Source organism: Caballeronia sp. LjRoot29, assembly GCF_964252755.1.
GTDB lineage: Bacteria > Pseudomonadota > Gammaproteobacteria > Burkholderiales > Burkholderiaceae > Caballeronia.
In genome coordinates this window covers 21,860-40,071 of the sequence record NZ_CAXUPU020000001.1, presented here as the reverse complement: position 1 = coordinate 40,071, position 18,212 = coordinate 21,860, and the positions used below count along the sequence as shown (strand labels likewise).

The window sequence follows — 18,212 nt, the reverse complement described above, 5'->3', positions numbered from 1 at the left end:
TTGCGCACTGCATTGTGCGAAGCGGCGGCTGCCACGCGGTCACTCCGGCAGATTGATCAGGCTCGCGTCCTTGCGAATCAAGAGCGACGCCGTCAGCATTTGCTTGCACTGATGCGCAAGCAGCTTCAGATCCTGAACGGCATCGACCGGAATATCTTCGGCGCGCTCAGCGCCAACCACCATTGAATCCAGTTCGCGCGTGAGCAGCTTCGACTGCTCGGCTTGATCTTCCGGTGCGGGCACACCGTCCTGCGCCTGCGTTAGATTGTCGCGGATGACAGTCAGCGCGCGCTGCACGGGCTGCGCCGCGTGTCCCGCGGCAGATTTTCCAACCGATTGCAGCAGCGGCCCCGCCGCGGTGATCTGCGACGCGAGCACGTGGCTGCGGATCAGCAGGTCGTTGAGTTCAGGCACGAACTTTTGCTGCGCTTTCGGTTCGAGCATCATGCGTTGGAACGCTTGGCCGAGATTCGCAAACGCTATATGCACATTCTTGCGCGCGAGGCGATAGCGGAAGTCGCTGTCAAGCGCTTCTGCTGCAATGGCAGCTGCGGCGGAAGCGCCTGAAATAGCGGTTGCGGTTGCGCTTTCGCCGGCTGCGGTTTTTTTCTTCGATGCCACGGCGGGACGGGTGCTGCTGGTTTCGGCGATGGTTGGCTGGCCTGAAGTGTTCACCGTGGCGCCCGCGGGCGTCCTGTCTGGCCCGTCCACGGGCTTCACCGACGCCGGCGGCTGCGCTTCGCCGGAAGTATCCATGGCTGAAGCGGCGGCAGCTTGTGTATTGAGGTTGGCGGCTATTTCGTTGTTCGCGACCCCTGCTGCGTTGCTTCCGTTCGACACCACGGTCTCCGCCGACGCAATTACGTGCTCGTTGACAATGGCTGAAAGCCCGTCCTCATTTCCACGCGCCGAGCCAGGAGCCGTATTCCCCGCTGTCGCGAGTTCTGTTGCGCCGGCTTCCACCCGCGCAAGCGCAGCCGTTGCTGCTTGCGCTGTTCCGGCGTTGGCATCGGCGAAAAGATTGGCGTCCGCCGGGCTCTTCGCTTCAGCCTGAGCGGACGGCTTGCCAGTCCACCACCAGCTAGCCTCGAGATAGCTTCGCATCGCGCCGATCATGTCGCGTACTTGCTTGCCCATCAGCCGGTATTCCCAGTACGGGAACAGGTGGCTGGCGGCAATGGCGATGGCGCATCCGACGGCTGTGTCGATGGCACGTTCGCCGATCAGCCGCATGCCGCCCGGCGCAAGCAGGTGCAGCATCAGCAAGACATAAGCCGATGTGAACACCACGCTTGCCGTGTAATTAAATAGCAGCAAGCTGTAACTCATGACCATGCAGGCGAACATGGCAACCAGCAAGACGTGCGGGTCCTTTACCACCAGGATTAGCCCGACGCACGCCGTGCAACCGATAGCGGTGCCGATAATCCGCTGCACGTTGCGTTGTTTGGTGAGCGAATAGCCGGGCTTGAGAATGATGACGGTTGTCATCACGATCCAGTAAGCATTGGTAAGCGGCAGCAGACGTCCGAGCCAGAATCCGACGCCCACTGCAATGGTCACGCGCAGCGCGTGCCGGAAGCTCGGCGAGGCCATGGTCAGGTTCGAGAAAATCTGCATGAACGGCACGCGCCGGCTTGACACAAAACGCGACAAAGTTGGATCAACGCGAATCACCGTTTCCGTGATGCTCGGATCATGCCGCGTCTGGCGACGCATTTTGTCGATCAGCCGTGTCGCGCTCCACAGCCTCCTGAACGCGGCGGACACGGCCGAATACGCTTCCGGATTTTTCTGCGGCACGTCGTGGCGGCGCATCTGGTCGAGTTCGTATTCGATCGCGCGCAACTCGGCTTTCACGTTGATTCGCGCTCGCGCCGGCCGGTTTTGCAGCACGGCCAGGCCGATGTCCTCGAGATCGAGCGCGGTCTTTCTCATCAGGTCGCGATAGAAAATGAGGATGTCCTGCCCGCCGAAAGTGTTGCGCACGAGCGGGTAATCGGTGTGCGCTCCCACGAACATCTCGTGCAGGTCGACTACGTTGATGAAGAGGTTGAAGAGCATGACGCGGCGGGCATCGAGCTTGCCGCTTCGCAGTTTCGGCAGGTTGCGCAGCACGATGTCGCGTGCCGCATCCTGACGCTCGACCGCCGCGATCTGGTTTTCGATCAGCTTTCGGTAACACTCGTCGAGATTGGCGTCCAGATCGTAAAAAGCTGAACGCGCGATCAGGTATTCGGCGCATCTGAACACGCTCTCAGCCAGCGCCTGGCGCTCGATGCGATAGACGAGCAACCGGCTGACAAAGGTCGCCCAGTAGGTGTACCAAAGGCCGCCAAGCAAGATCCATGAAGCGTTGACGAGCGCCTGCATGGGCGTGAAGTGCTCCTCCAGCGTCACGATCATCATGAAGAGCGTGGCGAAGCTGATCTGCGGCCAGCGGTTGCCGTACACCACCACAAGCGACAGCACGAAGGTGAGCGGCACGACGGTCAGCCATAGCGTCACTGCGTTCGCGCTCGCGATGCCGGTAGCCAGCGCCGACAAGAAGCCGATGACCGTACACGCCAGCATCTCGTTGTGCTTGTACTTCAACGGCCCCGGCATGTCGACAACGCTCGCGCCCAGCGCACCGGTCGCAATGGTGAAGCCGAGTTCACGATTGTGAAACACGGTCAACATCAGGATGGCGGGCAGCGACACGCCGAGCGCGATCCGCAAGCCACCGAAGAAGTACTGGCTATAAATGAATTTTCTGATTTCTAGCGAGTAACGCATCGACTTCCTAATTTGCTGCCCGGGTCTTCGAATGTCTCAGGTCCCGGCATGGCCCCGGAGTGCCTTATCGACATCCGGACCTGACTTAATGTGGCTTCGAGTCTAACCCAACTCGACGGCATCTAAACCTAGGCCGTTCGGACGAATGCCGGTTAAGAACGGCCTTTGCTATCCTGTCGTTTCACTCGGCGACATGTCCGTTGTCTTAGTCGAACGAGCCGTTGCCTTCAATGCCCACCTAGCAGGATCCATGCTCGAACTTTTCTATTCGAATCGCCATGAAACGCTGTCGCAGGCGCTGCTCGACGACGTCGCCGCGTTCGCGCTAAATGGCGGCGATCCGTTCGCGCGCCAGACGATCATCGTGCCAAGTGCCGCGGTGCGCCGCCGGCTAGAGCTGGACATGGCCGCGCGCTTTGGCATCTGTGCAAACGTGGACCTGTGTTATCTCGCACAGTGGTTGTGGGCCAGGATAGGTGACGTTTTGACCGTGCCCGAGCAATCGCCGTTTGCACCCGACCGGCTGGTGTGGCGCTGCTTCCGCTTGCTCGGTGCAATGACGGATGCGGCGCCCGAGAGTTCGTCGCGGCTGCGTGCCTACCTTGACGCCGCCGACGACTCCATGCGTTACGAACTCGCGCGCCGTATTGCAACGGTGTTCGATCACTATCTGACGTATCGGCCGGAATGGCTGCTGCAATGGCAGGCCGGCGGGTCGATCCTGGCGTCGGCTGGCGGGGCAATCGACGCGAACGGTCCGCGCCTGCCGAACGCCACGGAAATCCAGCGCGAGGACGAACGCTGGCAGGCTTCGCTATGGCGCGCGCTGCTAGCTGATCTCGCCGAGAATTCCGGCGCTCACGATCCCACGCCGCCCGCTTACCGGTTCTTGACCGAATCGCCGAAACTCGATCTCGACGCCGTGATGAAGGCCGAATGGCCGGAGCGCGTGAGCGTGTTCGCGCTGCCCACCATGCCACCGTTGCATATTGCGCTGTTGCGCGAGTTGTCGCGATGGATCGACGTGCGCATCTATGCCATCGATCCGTGCCGCGAGTTCTGGTTCGACATCGTGAGTGAGGCGCGGGTGGAGCAGCTTGAACTCGCGGGGAAGCTGGATTTTCAGGAGGTGGGCCATCCGCTGCTCGCCGAATGGGGACGCCAGACGCAGGCGCAACTGCATATGCTGCGCGAGTTGACGGAGAGCGCCGCGTCGCGGGAAGCCAGTCATTTTGAGGAGAATCCCGCGCCAACATGGCTTGCCCGCGTGCAGAACGCGATCCTCAATTTGAACGAGGTTGAAGCGCCTGACGAAGCGCTCGAACCCGGTATCGAAATCCATGTGTGCCATAGCCTGTCGCGGCAGCTTGAAGTGTTGCACGACCGGTTGCTCGGCTGGTTCGACGAGATCGATGGGCTGCAGCCCTCAGATGTGCTCGTGGCGTTTCCGGATCTCGCGGCGGCGGGTCCGCTTGTCGACGGCGTGTTTGGCACCGCGCCCGCTGGTGTGGCCGGCGAGCGCAGGCGCATTCCGTATCGGATTACCGGTCTGCCGCCTTCGCAGGCAAACCCGGTTGCGCGCGTGTTGCTCGACTGGCTGGCGTTGCCTGAACGCAGCGTGGGCGCGCCCGATTTGATCGAGTGGTTGCGGGTCGACGCGGTTGCGGCGCGTTATGGCATAGACGCCGTCGCGCTGGAAACTGCGCAGACGTGGCTTGCGGCGGCCGGTGCACGGCGCGGGCTCACGCCCGCGGCCGTCACTGCCGCGGACGTGCCGGCGGCGCGCCACACGTTCTCCGACGCCCTCACACGGCTTTTCCTTGGTTATGCGCTACCCGACGGCGGTGCGCCGGTCGACGAATGGCTGCCGGTTGGCGGCGCGCAGGGATCGGATGCGGAATTGCTCGGGCGGCTGACGCGGTTTATCGACGACATTGATGCGTTCGGCGAACGGATAGCCACACCGCGTACGCCGCAGGCCTGGACCCAATTGCTGCTCGATGCGCTCACGCAGTTCTTCGATGCCGGCCTGCCGTTTGCGGACTCAATTGCCGACGTCCGGTCGACACTCGATTCACTAATGCTGTCCATGAGCGAAGGTGCTGTCGACGCTGAAATTGCCGCCGAAGTTCTGCGCTCGGCGCTTACCGACGCCCTCGACGACGCCGCGCGTGGCGGCGTCCCGTGGGGCGGCGTAACGTTCTCGTCGTTGACGAGTTTGCGAGGATTGCCGTATCGCGTGGTCTGCCTGCTCGGCATGGACGACGGCATGTTGCCGAGCCTCGCACGCGCCGACGAATTCGACCTGATGGCGAGCTTCGGCAAACTCGGTGACCGGCAGCGCCGCGACGACGAACGCAACCTGTTCCTCGACTTGCTGTTGTCGGCGCGGGACCGTTTGATGATCGCCTACACGGGCCGCAGCATTCGCGACAACGCCGCGCTGCCGCCCGCCGCGCTGATCGACGAATTGCTCGACTATCTGGAACAAACGGTGGCGGGCGAGGGGGCATCGCCGGACGAGCTTGCGAGCGCGCGCGCCCGCTTCGTGTTCGAGCATCCATTGCAGCCGTTCGCGCCCGAGTACTTCAGCGCGCCGCTGTTCACCTACGAGCCGGAGCGTGCGGAACTGGCGCAGGCGCTCGCGCTTGGAAAGATCGAGCCGGCAATGAAGTTCTTCAGTGAACCGTTGCCGGCAGAAGAAGTGGAACCCGTTGCATTCGATGACTTCGAGCGTTTCTGGCGACATCCGGCGCGCGCGATCTTGCGTGATCGGCTCGGCATTTCGCTCTTCGACGCCGAGACCGAACTCGGCGATACAGAACCGTTCGAGCTCGAATATCCGGGCCGTGCAGCGCTGGCCGATCGGGTACTCCCCGCGCTGCTTGCGCTCAACGCGGACAATGAAGCGCACGGGCTCGATCGTGCGAGGCGGGTCGCGCGTGCGAGTCCCGAAATGCCAGGCGGTGCGACGGGCGGCGTGTGGCAATCGCGGGAAATTGGCGCGTTGCATTCGCTTGCCAACCGGGTGCGGGTCGCGACGGGAGAAGGCGCGGCGCGCTTGCCGTTCACGCTGGATATCAAGCCACATTGGCCGGATGCCGAGTTGTTCGGCCACTATAACGCCGCGTTGCAAGCCGACGCTTTACAGCCTATGCAGTTTCACGGCACGTTGAATTTGCTAACCGACGAAGGCCAGATCATTTACCGATATGACGTGCCGCGCGCTCGCGACTATCTCTCTGCATGGCTTGCACATCTGGCCTATTGCGCCGCGTTGCCCGATGGCCCGCGACGCACTGTGTGGCACGGTCGCGGTGCGCAATCGAGTGGTTTCGAATTGACGCCAGTCGACGATCCTCACGCGCACTTGGCGACACTCGCCGCGTTATATCGCGCCGGGCGGCGCTTACCGTTGCGCTTCTTTCCAAAGAGCGCCTGGACATGGGTCAAGGAGAGTGAATCCAAGGCGCAGGGCGTGTGGATATCGGACAGGACGCGGGGTGAATCCGACGACCCCGCGTTGCGCATCGCGTTTCGCGGTGCTGAACTGAGACTCGATGACACCTTTGTTACGTTGGCGAAGATCGTCTTCGAACCGTTGATCCAGCACATGCGGAGCGACGCATGACGCGCACTGAATCAACCACACTAACGACCGACACGGCCGGCGAACTCGACGTCTTCGAATGTTCGCTCGACGGCGTGAACCAGATCGAAGCGTCAGCGGGAACGGGCAAGACGTGGAACATCTGCGCGCTGTACGTTCGGCTCCTGCTCGAAAAGAAGCTCGCTGCCGACGCAATCCTGGTGGTGACGTTCACGAAAGCGGCCACGGCTGAACTGCATGAACGCATCCGTTCGCGGCTCGTACAAATCGCGCACGCGATGGAAACCGGCGACACCGCGGGCGACGCGTTCCTCGATCGCTTGTTCGAGACTACGCTTGAACGCGTTGATCCTGACGAAGCGCTCAAGCGCATCAGGATTGCCCTGCATACCTTCGATCAGGCTGCCATCCACACGATCCACGCGTTTTGCCAGCGTGCATTGCAAGAGGCGCCGTTCGCTGCAACCATGCCGTTCGCGTTCGAACTGGAAGCTGACGACAGCGCATTGCGCTTCGAGATGGCAGCGGACTTCTGGCGTGAACGGGTCGAGCCGGCGGCAGCGCGGGATACATCGTTTGCGGCCTGGCTTGTGAGCAAGGGCGCCGGACCGGCATCGCTTGATGCACAGCTGTCGCGTCGGCTTAAAAAGCCGCTTGCCACGTTGCGCTGGGGTGAGTCCGAGCTTGCCGGCCGTGAGGACGCGCAGGCGTTGTTCAATACAGCGTGCGCGGTGTGGCATGCCGAGCGCGACGCCATCGTGCAGTTGCTGATCGACGCCGAAGCGAAGCTCAGCAAGACCACGCACAAACGCACGCTGATCGATGCAGCAATTGCTGCATGGTCCGACTATTTCGCCGACAACGATTGTCATGCCGCTCCGCCGAAAGAAGCGCTGAAGCTCACGGCGAGCGCGTTGAAGAAAGGCACGAAGGTGAAGAACGAGCCGCCGCTGCATCCGTTCTTCGATCACGCCGAGACGCTGGCTGCCGCTGCTGCCGCCGCGGAAGCGGCGCAGCGCGCGGCATGGCTTGGCATCGTGCGCGAGTGGCTCGACTACGCGCCGCTGGAACTGGCGGTGCGCAAGCGGACGAGGCGCGTGGTGTCGTTCGACGACTTGCTGTCGAATCTGTATCAGGCGCTGGATGCCAATCCGTGGCTCGCGGATGCACTTCGGGCTCGTTATCCGGCTGCATTGATCGATGAATTCCAGGACACGGACCCGCTGCAATTTGCGATCTTCAACAGCATCTTCGCGCCGCAAGGGCCGTTGTTCCTGGTCGGCGATCCGAAGCAGGCCATCTACAGCTTTCGTGCCGCCGACCTGCATACGTATTTGACGGCGCGCAAGCAGGCATCGGCGAGATACACGCTTGCGGTGAACCAGCGTTCGACTGAGCCGATCATCGATGCCTGCAACCGGATTTTCGGTGCGAACCCTGCGGCGTTCATTCTCGATGGACTGACGTACTCGCCAGTGCGTGCAGGCACGCGCGAGCGCAAGCCATTCAATGACAACACCGCGTCCGCCGCATATTCCGATACCGCTGATTTCTGCGTATGGATGTTGCCGCAAGGCGATTCGACGCTGTCGAAAACGAATGCCAACCGCCAGGCGGCGGAGGCCTGCGCGGCAGAGATCGTGCGTTTGCTGCGCGGCGCTCAGAACGGCGAAGTGACGATAGGCGAGAAGCCCCTGTCGCCCGGCCAGATTGCTGTGCTTGTGCAGACGCATCGGCAGGGCAGTCTCGTGAAACGGGTCCTCGCAAGCTGGGGCGTGGGCAGCGTGGAACTGGCACAGGCATCGGTATTCGGTACGTTCGATGCAGAGCAGATCGAGCGCTTGCTGGCTGCTATCGATACCCCTGGCGACTTGCGCCGCCTGCGCGCGGCGCTCGCAACGGACTGGCTCGGGCTCGATGCAGCCGCGTTGTGGAACATGGAGCATAGCGAAGCCGTTGAAGGCTCCGCCGCAATCGATGCCATGAGCTGGGTCGAACGTTTCTCGCGTTACAGGATGCTGTGGCACGAACGTGGTTTTGCGGTGATGTGGCGCACGCTCGCGCGTGAGCTGCTGCTCGCGCAACGGCTGGTTGCCGGGCCGGACGGCGAGCGCCGCCTGACCAACGTCAATCATCTGGCCGAGTTGATCCAGGCGCGCGGCGCGGTTCAACCTGGCATTGCGCCCACGCTGCGCTGGCTGGCGGCGCAGCGCGCGGAGCAGGGCGGCGGAGAAGACGCGCAATTGCGCCTTGAGTCCGACCGCAATCTCGTGCAGATCGTCACGGTGCACAAATCGAAGGGCCTGGAATACGCGGTCGTGTTCTGCCCATTCCTGAACGATGGGGCGTTGCGCGACCCGCCGTCTACAGGCTTGCCCGATGCACGTGAATATCACGACGACGGCACGGCCATATTGCATTACGGCTATACCGACGAAGAGGGTGAACGCGCGTCCGCGCTCGCCACGCGCGAGCAGGCGGCCGAACGCGCGCGGCTCGTGTATGTGGCGCTCACGCGCGCTGTATACAAGTGTTATCTGGTCGGAGGTGTTTATTTGATCGGGAAATCGGCGAAGGAATCGCGGCGCAGCGTGCTGAACTGGCTGATCGCGGGCGCTGGCCGTGAGTTCAACGACTGGCTTGGCGAGCCGCCCGAAGAAGACGACGTAATCGGAAGTTGGCAAGCGCTTGCGACGGGTTCCATCTCCGTCGAGCCCTTGCCTGTGATCGACGTGCGCGAGCCGCTCGTGGTGAATCGCGATGCGGGCTTCACGCCGCAGCCGCGAACCAGCCGTCGCGTGTTGCGTGACAGTTGGCGGACCGCCAGCTTCAGCTCCATGATCGCGGCCGGTGCGCGCGAGGAATCGAATCAGGCGCAGCCTACCGATGAATGTCCTGACCACGACGAGCGCATCGATGCAATTGCGGCGTTTGCGCAAATTGAAACTCCATTGCCTCCGATCCAGCTCGGCACCGACGATATCCTCTTGTTTCCGCGCGGCCCGTCGGCGGGTGAATGCCTGCATCGAATGTACGAACTCGCGGATTTCACAGACTCTGAAACGTGGTCTGAAGCGATCAAGAATGCGTTACGTGAACATCCCATTCCCACTTCCGCGTTTGACTCTTTAGCCGCGAACCTGCCCGCGATGATGTTGCGTCTGCTCGCCGATACAGTGGCAACCGAACTTGTACCCGGCATGCGCCTCGACTCAATTCCCACCAAGCGGCGCATGAATGAACTGGAGTTCCTGTTCCCGGCGGAATCGCTGGATTTCACGGCGTTGCGGCGCGTGCTCGTCGCGCACGGCTTCTCCGACGTCGCGCTGGAAGCCGGAACCTTGCGCGGTTACGTCAAGGGGTTCATCGACTTGATTGTCGAACATGAAGGGCGTTTCTGGATCGTCGACTGGAAGTCGAATCATCTTGGGCTGACGCCCGCCGATTACGGCGACAAGGCTCTCCACGCCGCCATGGCCTCGCATGCCTATCACTTGCAGGCGCTGTTTTACACGGTCGCGCTGCATCGTTATTTGCGATTGCGGTTGCGTGACTACGCGTTTGAGCGGCACATCGGCGGATATTTGTATTTGTTCGTGCGCGGCGTACGACCGGATTGGCGCGACGGTGACAGGCCTGCGGGCGTGCATGTTGGCAAGCCATCGCTGGAACTGATCGAGGCGATCGATCGACTGATGCAAGGAGTTGCCGCATGAACGCGCCCGACCTGACTCTTGTCTCCGACGACAACATTGCGCTCGCCGACGGATTCGCGCGGCGGATAGGCGGGTTATCGAAGCGCCTTCAGGGAAACGCCGGCAATGTACGCTGGGCTCAGCGCGCGGCGTTTGCAGTCAGCCGGGCGACGACCCAAGGGCACGTATGTATCGCGCTCGATTCGCTCGCGCAGCGATATGGCGAAACCAGCTCTACGGTACATGCGGCGTTGCTGGCAAGCGGCGTGGTATGCGATGGAAATAAAGCCGCTGCGGATCTGCTTCCTCTCGTTATCGATTCCAGCCGGCGCATCTATCTCGCCCGCTATTTCGACTACGAACGGCGGCTCGCGCGAGCGCTGGTCGAGCGTGCCCAGGTGTCGGCCAATCCGCCCGATCCTGCTGAGCTAAAAGCGCGCGTAGGGCGCTATTTCGCAGCGTCAGAGAACGACGATGACAACATCGACTGGCAACGCGTGGCCGCGCTCGTGGCGTTGTCCGGGCGCCTCACGATCGTAAGCGGCGGTCCGGGAACGGGCAAGACAACGACGGTTGTCGGCGTGCTCGCGTGTCTGCTCGACGAAAACCCGGCTTTGCGCATCGCGCTCGCGGCGCCTACCGGTAAAGCGGCGCAGCGCATGCAGGAGGCACTGGCCGAACGCGCCAGTGTGTTGCCGCCAGAACTGGCCGAGCGTTTGCCGCGCACGTCGTTCACGCTGCAGCGTTTGCTTGGCACACAGGCGAACGGGCGCTTCCGGCATCATCGCGACAATCCGCTGCCGTTCGATGTGATCGTGATCGACGAGGCGTCGATGATCGATGTCGCGCTCGCCGCGCATCTTCTCGAAGCGGTCGCGCCCGGCGCGCGGCTGGTGATGCTCGGCGACAAGGATCAGCTTGCCGCGGTGGAAGCGGGCGCTGTGTTCGCGGAACTGAGCGCGAGGCCGGTTTTCAGCGATTCAGGCTCGGCACGAATCGCTGCGGCGCTGTCGATGCCGGCAGCGCAGTTCATCGCCGCGTTGCCGAGTGCTCGCGAAACTGATGCGGATATTCAGGCGGCGCTGCTTGAAACGGAGCCCATGTGGATCGACGAACCCGGTTATCTGATCCCCGACGATGGCAACGAGGCTTACGAGGTGTTCGCCGGCTTGCCCGAAGTCGACTGGCATCCGGCGGCGCCCGTTGCACTCGACCAAACCGTGATAAGTCCGTTGACCGATTGCGTTGTTTGGTTGCAGCGTAATTATCGGTTCGGTCTGGATTCGGATATAGGCAGATTGTCAGTCGCGATCCGTCGCGGTTCTGTTGGTGACGCGCTGAGCGCCTTGACGCTTGACAACCTGGACAACCCTGCCAAGGCGGCATTGCTTATCGACGATACGGGACCTCATCTCTCCGAGCGCACGCTGGCGCTCCTGAACGCCGGTTTCGAACAGTACGCGCGAACGCTCGCCGAAACGCTCAACGCGGGAACCGGGGCAGCACCGCTTTTCGATGCGCTCAATCGCTTTCGTATTCTCGCTGCTACGCGTCACGGGCCGCGTGGCGTCGATGAAATCAACGCGCGCGTATCGGCGTGGGTCCGGGCGGCTGCTTCCGTCACGCTGAGCGCAGGCGCTCAATGGTTCGCGGGGCGGCCGGTGATCGTGACGCGCAACGACTACGCGCTGGGCGTGTTCAATGGCGATATCGGCATCGCGCTACCGGCGGCCAGTGGCGCGATGCAGGTCTGCTTCCGGATGGCCGACGGCACGTTACGGATGCTCTCGCCCGCTGCGTTGCCGCCGCACGACACGGCGTTTGCGCTGACGGTCCACAAATCGCAGGGCTCGGAATTCGATCACGCCGCGCTGGTCTTGCCGAGCGCGTTTGGCCGCATGTTGTCGCGGGAACTGGTTTATACGGCGATCACGCGGGCGCGTAGCCGCATCGATGTGATCGGCTCGACGGATGTCTTCGCACAGGCCGTCCGGACACCCACTCGGCGTGACTCGGGTCTCGCCGCGCGCATCGCGGAGGCGGCATTGTGAATCATTCGATCGAGTATGTAATCCAGCCGAACGAGGTCGAGCTGAGCGCCGTGCGTGCACAGGGGGCGGGCGGGCAGAACGTCAACAAGGTGTCGAGCGCCATTCACCTTCGTTTCGACATCCAGGCGTCGTCGCTTCCGGAAACGATCAAGATGCGTCTGCTCGCATTACGCGACAGTCGCATCACGCGTGAAGGCGTGATCATCATCAAGTCGCAGGAACACCGCACGCAGGACATGAATCGCGCGGCGGCGCTGGCGCGCCTCGACGAAATGATCCAGCGCGTCAGCGTGACACGCCGTACGCGCGTGGCGACAAAACCTACGCGGGCGTCGCAGTTACGAAGAGTCGATGGAAAAGTGCGGCGAGGCGCGGTGAAGGCAACGCGGGGAAGGGTGGTGGGAGAGTGAGTGCAGGCGGGATGTCTCGTACGGTATTCGGCTTTTGGCCCGCTCGACGCTTACCGACTCCATCGCCGTGCTCGCATCAGAAGCCCAAGCCCCGCCACTCGCATACACGAGTGGCGGGGCTATCGAAGATCAAAACAACCTCGCGAAGTTCAGGAAGCTCGCCCGCTTTCTCCTCAATGCGGAATCATCCACGTCAGCACATTCTGCTGCAGCCAGACCAGCACGCCGAGCAGCACGGTCAACAGGATGGAGTGCTTGAAGGTCTTCGCGAAAACCACGCCTTCCTTGCCTTTAAGTTCGGTGGTGGCTACACCCGTCGAGATGTTTTGCGGCGAGATCATTTTCCCCATCACGCCGCCGGATGAATTCGTCGCGGCCATCAGGATTGGGTTCAGATTGAGCTGCCGTGCCGCGACCACTTGCAGATTGCCGAACAGGGCATTGCCGGAGGTATCGCTACCGGACAGGAACACCGCCACCCAGCCGAGGAACGCCGACACCAGCGGAAAGAACGCTCCCACCGACGCCACGCCCAGTCCCAGCGTGTAGTTCATGCCGGAGTAGTTCATCAGGTACGCGAGTCCGACAATGGTCGCCACCGTCAGAATGGCGATGCGCGTCTGGATCCACGTATCCACGATAGACGCACCGAACTCGCTCGCGGGCAACCGCACGATCAGGGCAGTGATGATCGATGCCAACAAGATCGCAGTACCCGTCGCGAGCGGCTGGAAGTCCCAGATCGCACCGTAAGGCTGGTTATAAAGCGTGATAAAGACGGCGTTGTGGAGACCCGGCCATGGCACTTTGACATCGCCGATCAGGAAGATCTTTGCGATCGTCCACACGATCACCACCACCGATACCACGATCCATGGCACCCAGCCGTGGCCACCGGAAAGCTTGCCGCGCACCTGATTGGCCCGGTCCACGTTGACGGCAAAACGTTCGTCCGGTGCCGGTTTCCATACGCGCAGGAATGCAATGGTGAGGATCAGCGACACCATCGACGACAGCACGTCAGTCAGCGAATAGTTGACGTAGTTCGACGTGATGAATTGCGTGAGCGAAAACGCTCCGCCGGAGACCAGCAGCACCGGCCAGATCTTGAGCATGTTGCGAAAGCCCGCGTACACGCCGATCACATAAAACGGCAGCAGCAGGGCGAAGAACGGCAACTGGCGGCCGACCATCTTGGCGAGCAGGTCAGGCGACAGATGGGTCACGGCGCCAAGCACGGTGATCGGCACGCCGAGCGCGCCGAACGCGACCGGCGCAGTGTTGAAGATCAGCGTGAAGGTGAGCGCTTCGAGCGTCGGAAAGCCGAGCAGGATCAGCAGCGAACTCGTAATGGCGATTGGCGTACCGAATCCGGAGATGCCTTCCAGCAGCGCGCCGAAGGAGAAGCCGATCACCACCAGAACGATGCGCCTATCGTTCGGGAGATTGTCGATCATCCATACCCGGAACGCTTCGAAGCGGCCGGAGCGTTGCGCGATGTTATAGAGCAGGATCGCAGTGAAGACGATCCACATGACCGGCCAGACGGCGAACACAGCGCCCGCCGCGACAGAATCGATCGCGAGGCCCACGGGGAAATGCCACACGGCGATGGCGATGACTATACCAACGACCAAGCCGGCGAGCGACGCTTGCCAGGCGGGCCGGCGCGCCCAACCGAGCAGCACCAGCACGACCGCGATAGGCAGCACCGCGACGAGAAAGGACAAGCCGAGCGAGCCGCCGACCGGCGTCAGAATCTGATGAAACATATCGTCTCCTGGTTTTATTTTGATGATTATTTTGTTGAACGCGTTGCGTTCTCCAGTCATGGCGACCGGTACTGGTAGCCCCGTGAGCTTCGTTCGCCTTGCAAAAAGCGCGCCGACGCCCGACGCACGGCTGTAACTAAGCGCTTGCCTAACGCGTCTGGACTAAGCATAGGGCGAGGATGGCGCGCGTCAAGGAAGGATTAACCATACCTTGGGTCCTTCGAACGTCCATCGAAGCTTCAGCGTGTAGTGGGTTCATGCATCTCTGATGCATCGGCCCCGGTCTTAGGGGAGTCGAACGAAACCGAGCGCAATACCCAGACGGAGATTACGCCTAGGCAGGCGGCAAGCCAGAGTAGGACCAGCGCGAAGACCAGCATGATGAGGATTCCTGCGGCGGCAGCGTCCGGAGTGGCGCTGCGAACAGGGATCACAGCGAAAATCGTGCCACATCACGGGGACTGCCGTGGAGCCGCCCGTGGCGCACTACTGGCGCGATTGGACGTCGTAATCAACTCGGACGTGTAAACACAAACCGCGCTATGACAGCGCGGTTTGTGTGAAAGGGTTACATCGAACGGGTAAGGCTCGCCCAAGGGGAAACGCGGAGGGTGTGCGCTCAGTGATACCGCTCAGTCATGCCTTCAGTGCCGATAATAATGTCCGCGCCCACCGCCGCCCCAGCCAAAGCCGATCGACAGGGAGGACCCATAGCCATATGCGGGATATCCGTAGCCGCCGTAGTAGGCTGGGTAGGCCGGATAGGGCGCATAGACCGGATAGCTCGGGTAATAAGCGGGATACGGCGCATAGACTACTGGCGGGGCCGCGGCGTATTGCTGCGGCGGTTGCATGGTTGAGGCATACGCGGACGCCGGGGTGTTATCGGCGCCTTGATAATTCTGCTGCACATAGCCGGTGCCGGGCGCGCCCGCTGGCTCAACGGGAATTTCTTGTTGCGTTTGCGCTGTGCTGACTACCGGCGTGCCCGGATAGGTCGGATACGCCGGGTAATAACCATACGAACCGTACGGCACGACGTAACAAGCGCTCAAGCTCAAAGCGCCCACAAGGGCGGATAGTGCGAGCTTTGGGCTCATGGTGCGACTCCTCATTGCGTCGAAACGCGACCGTTCGAATGAACGGGATGCCAGGAGCCTAGCGCATCGCCGAAATGCGGGAAAGTGCAGGGCGGTTACCCAATGTTTCGATCGGTTCCACTTGCCCTGGTTGTGGACGGCTCAAACATTGAGATTCGTTGCTACCCGATCGCCGCAGTGTTTTAGCACGGCGACCGGACAAAGCAGTTCGAACAAAACGTATCAATTCACCGCCAACTTACTTGCCGACCTGATTACCAATCAAGCCGCCTGCGGCCGCGCCGCCCACTGTCGACAACGCGCTGCCACCGAGTGCTGCGCCCGCTACGCCGCCGACGCCCGCGCCGACCGCCGTATCGCGTTGACGGGTACTCATTTGGTCGCATGCAGACAGGCCGCCGAGAAGTGCGGCGATGAGAGCAGCAGCGCCAACCTGTTTGATCTTGTCCATTTCAACTCTCCAAAAACGATAAATCGCGGGTTGCTGTTAGACCGGCGAGGGATATTTCCTGCCGATTCTTTCAATCAAGAAGCAGAAACAGTGCCCGATCATCGTATTCGGCAGACAAATTTGTCTGAGCTTCTCAAACGAAAAGCGGCCTGTCGCATATGGCATGCGACAGGCCGCTCTTAATCATCACTGGATCTCGCGCCCTTGCAGGCGCCCGGCCGTTTTTTAAGTGCGCTGGTAAATCTCAGAGCCCTTCTTCACGAACTCGATCGCCTTCGTTTCCATGCCTTGCTTAAGCGCCTCGATATGCGATACCCCTTGTTTCGCCGCATATTCACGGACGTCCTGGGTGATCTTCATCGAACAGAAGTGCGGACCGCACATCGAGCAGAAATGCGCGACCTTGGCTGAGTCCTTCGGCAGGGTTTCATCGTGGAATTCCCGTGCCTTGTCCGGGTCCAGTCCGAGATTGAACTGGTCGTCCCAGCGGAATTCGAAGCGCGCCTTCGACAAAGCGTTGTCCCGCACCTGAGCACCCGGATGACCCTTCGCCAGATCGGCCGCGTGTGCCGCGAGCTTGTACGTGATGATGCCGGTCTTCACGTCGTCCTTGTTCGGCAGGCCCAAGTGTTCCTTCGGCGTGACGTAGCAGAGCATGGCCGTGCCGAACCAGCCGATCATCGCGGCGCCAATTCCCGACGTGATGTGGTCGTAACCCGGCGCGATATCCGTGGTGAGCGGCCCAAGCGTGTAGAACGGCGCTTCGTCGCACCAGTCCAGTTGCAGGTCCATGTTCTCCTTGATGAGCTGCATCGGCACGTGGCCCGGACCTTCGATCATCACCTGCACGTCATGCTTCCACGCGATCTGCGTCAGCTCGCCGAGCGTTTTCAGTTCGCCGAGCTGGGCTTCGTCGTTGGCATCGTAGATCGAGCCGGGACGCAGGCCATCGCCGAGCGAAAAGCTCACGTCGTAGGCCTTCATGATTTCGCAGATGTCCTCGAAATGCTCATACAGGAAGCTTTCCTTGTGATGAGCCAGACACCATTTAGCCATGATCGAGCCGCCGCGCGAGACGATGCCCGTCATGCGGTTTGCGGTCATCGGCACGTAGCGCAGCAGCACGCCGGCGTGGATCGTGAAGTAATCCACACCTTGTTCAGCCTGTTCAATCAGCGTGTCGCGGAAAATTTCCCAGGTCAGGTCTTCGGCCTTGCCGTTGACCTTTTCGAGCGCCTGATAAATCGGCACCGTGCCAATCGGCACCGGGCTGTTGCGGATAATCCATTCGCGCGTTTCGTGGATATGCTTGCCGGTCGAGAGATCCATGACCGTGTCGCCGCCCCAGCGGATCGCCCAGGTCATCTTGTCGACTTCTTCGCCGATCGACGACGTCACCGCCGAGTTGCCGATGTTCGCGTTGATCTTCACCAGGAAATTGCGGCCGATGATCATCGGCTCGCTTTCCGGGTGGTTGATGTTCGCCGGGATGATCGCCCGGCCACGGGCCACTTCCTCGCGCACGAACTCAGCCGTGATTTCCTTGGGCGCGTTGGCACCGAAAGCCTGTGCGCCGAACGCTTGACCGGGGTGCTGGCGGCCCATCATCGCGGCGAGTTTTTCGCCGTTCGGGCCGCTCGTGCGCAGCGATTCCAGATATTCAGCGCGGCGCTGGTTTTCGCGGATCGCGATGTATTCCATTTCCGGCGTGATGATGCCCTGGCGCGCGTAGTGCATCTGCGAGACGTTTTTGCCCGGTACGGCGCGACGCGGCGTGCGATGCAAACCCTTGAAACGCAGGTCGGCGGTGGCCGGATCGGCGGCGCGCTCGCGACCGAAATTGCTCGAGAGGCCGCCGAGAGACTCGGTGTCGCCACGTTCTTCAATCCATCCCTGGCGCACGGCCGGCAGACCCGAGCGGATATCGATCTTGGCGTCCGGATCCGAATACGGGCCGGAGCAATCGTAGACATACACCGGCGGATTTTTTTCGCTGCCGAAACTTTCGTTGGTGTCGGACTGCGTGATTTCGCGCATCGGCACGCGGATGTCGGGACGCGAGCCCGTCACGTAGATCTTGCGTGAATTGGGCAGCGGCGCGATGGCGGCAGCGTCGACGACGGCGTCGTCAGACAGGAATTTCGGGTTGGCATTCATGCGGCTCTCCTGTGTCGACCGGAGTTAGCGTGTCGGCCGGAGTTAGCCATTGAGTGCCTGCTCCGGTCCCTTGCGCTTCTTCCGGTCCCATGCAGTTGGTTGCTGTGGGGACGGATGTTTCCCAGCCGGCCGGCGATAAACGCCACGCGCACGAAATTGCACCCAATGGCACGAGACCGCACGAGAAA

General features: G+C 61.7%; 9 protein-coding genes. 4 read left to right on the top strand and 5 right to left on the bottom strand.

The window, feature by feature from the left end:
- Nucleotides 1-39 precede the first annotated feature (39 nt).
- Complete coding sequence (locus tag ACSQ83_RS00150; protein ID WP_436226870.1) at nucleotides 40-2,778, bottom strand: FUSC family protein; 2,739 nt, start codon at nucleotides 2,776-2,778, stop codon at nucleotides 40-42.
- Nucleotides 2,779-3,028: 250 nt separating this feature from the next.
- On the opposite strand from ACSQ83_RS00150, the gene recC reads away from it, so the two are divergent.
- The 4 genes from recC to arfB are packed head-to-tail and all read left to right on the top strand — an operon-like array spanning nucleotide 3,029 to nucleotide 12,544.
- A complete protein-coding gene (gene recC, locus ACSQ83_RS00145) occupies nucleotides 3,029-6,409 on the top strand; it encodes an exodeoxyribonuclease V subunit gamma (protein WP_436226869.1) in 3,381 nt (1,126 codons plus the stop codon).
- Entirely contained in the window at nucleotides 6,406-10,104 is a 3,699-nt protein-coding gene (recB, locus tag ACSQ83_RS00140; protein WP_436226868.1) for an exodeoxyribonuclease V subunit beta, read from the top strand. The genes recC and recB overlap by 4 nt, the downstream gene beginning before the upstream one ends.
- Nucleotides 10,101-12,134: an AAA family ATPase gene (locus ACSQ83_RS00135; protein ID WP_436226867.1), complete on the top strand. Its 2,034-nt coding sequence runs from the start codon at nucleotides 10,101-10,103 to the stop codon at nucleotides 12,132-12,134. The genes recB and ACSQ83_RS00135 overlap by 4 nt, the downstream gene beginning before the upstream one ends.
- A complete protein-coding gene (gene arfB / locus ACSQ83_RS00130; RefSeq protein ID WP_414948129.1) occupies nucleotides 12,131-12,544 on the top strand; it encodes an alternative ribosome rescue aminoacyl-tRNA hydrolase ArfB in 414 nt (137 codons plus the stop codon). Before ACSQ83_RS00135 ends, arfB begins: the two co-directional genes overlap by 4 nt.
- A gap of 173 nt (nucleotides 12,545-12,717) precedes the next feature.
- Here the strand turns inward: arfB and ACSQ83_RS00125 are convergent, their stop codons facing one another.
- The 4 genes from ACSQ83_RS00125 to thiC all read right to left on the bottom strand — a co-directional run bounded on the left by ACSQ83_RS00125 (nucleotide 12,718) and on the right by thiC (nucleotide 18,024).
- Nucleotides 12,718-14,316, bottom strand: a complete 1,599-nt coding sequence (locus ACSQ83_RS00125) for an L-lactate permease (RefSeq protein ID WP_414948130.1) — start codon at nucleotides 14,314-14,316, stop codon at nucleotides 12,718-12,720.
- Between the two features lie 644 nt (nucleotides 14,317-14,960).
- Complete coding sequence (locus ACSQ83_RS00120) at nucleotides 14,961-15,416, bottom strand: hypothetical protein (protein WP_414966909.1); 456 nt, start codon at nucleotides 15,414-15,416, stop codon at nucleotides 14,961-14,963.
- Between the two features lie 238 nt (nucleotides 15,417-15,654).
- Nucleotides 15,655-15,867, bottom strand: a complete 213-nt coding sequence (locus tag ACSQ83_RS00115) for a glycine zipper 2TM domain-containing protein (protein WP_414966910.1) — start codon at nucleotides 15,865-15,867, stop codon at nucleotides 15,655-15,657.
- Nucleotides 15,868-16,092: 225 nt separating this feature from the next.
- Complete coding sequence (thiC, locus tag ACSQ83_RS00110; RefSeq protein ID WP_436226866.1) at nucleotides 16,093-18,024, bottom strand: phosphomethylpyrimidine synthase ThiC; 1,932 nt, start codon at nucleotides 18,022-18,024, stop codon at nucleotides 16,093-16,095.
- Between the last annotated feature and the right edge of the window lie 188 nt (nucleotides 18,025-18,212).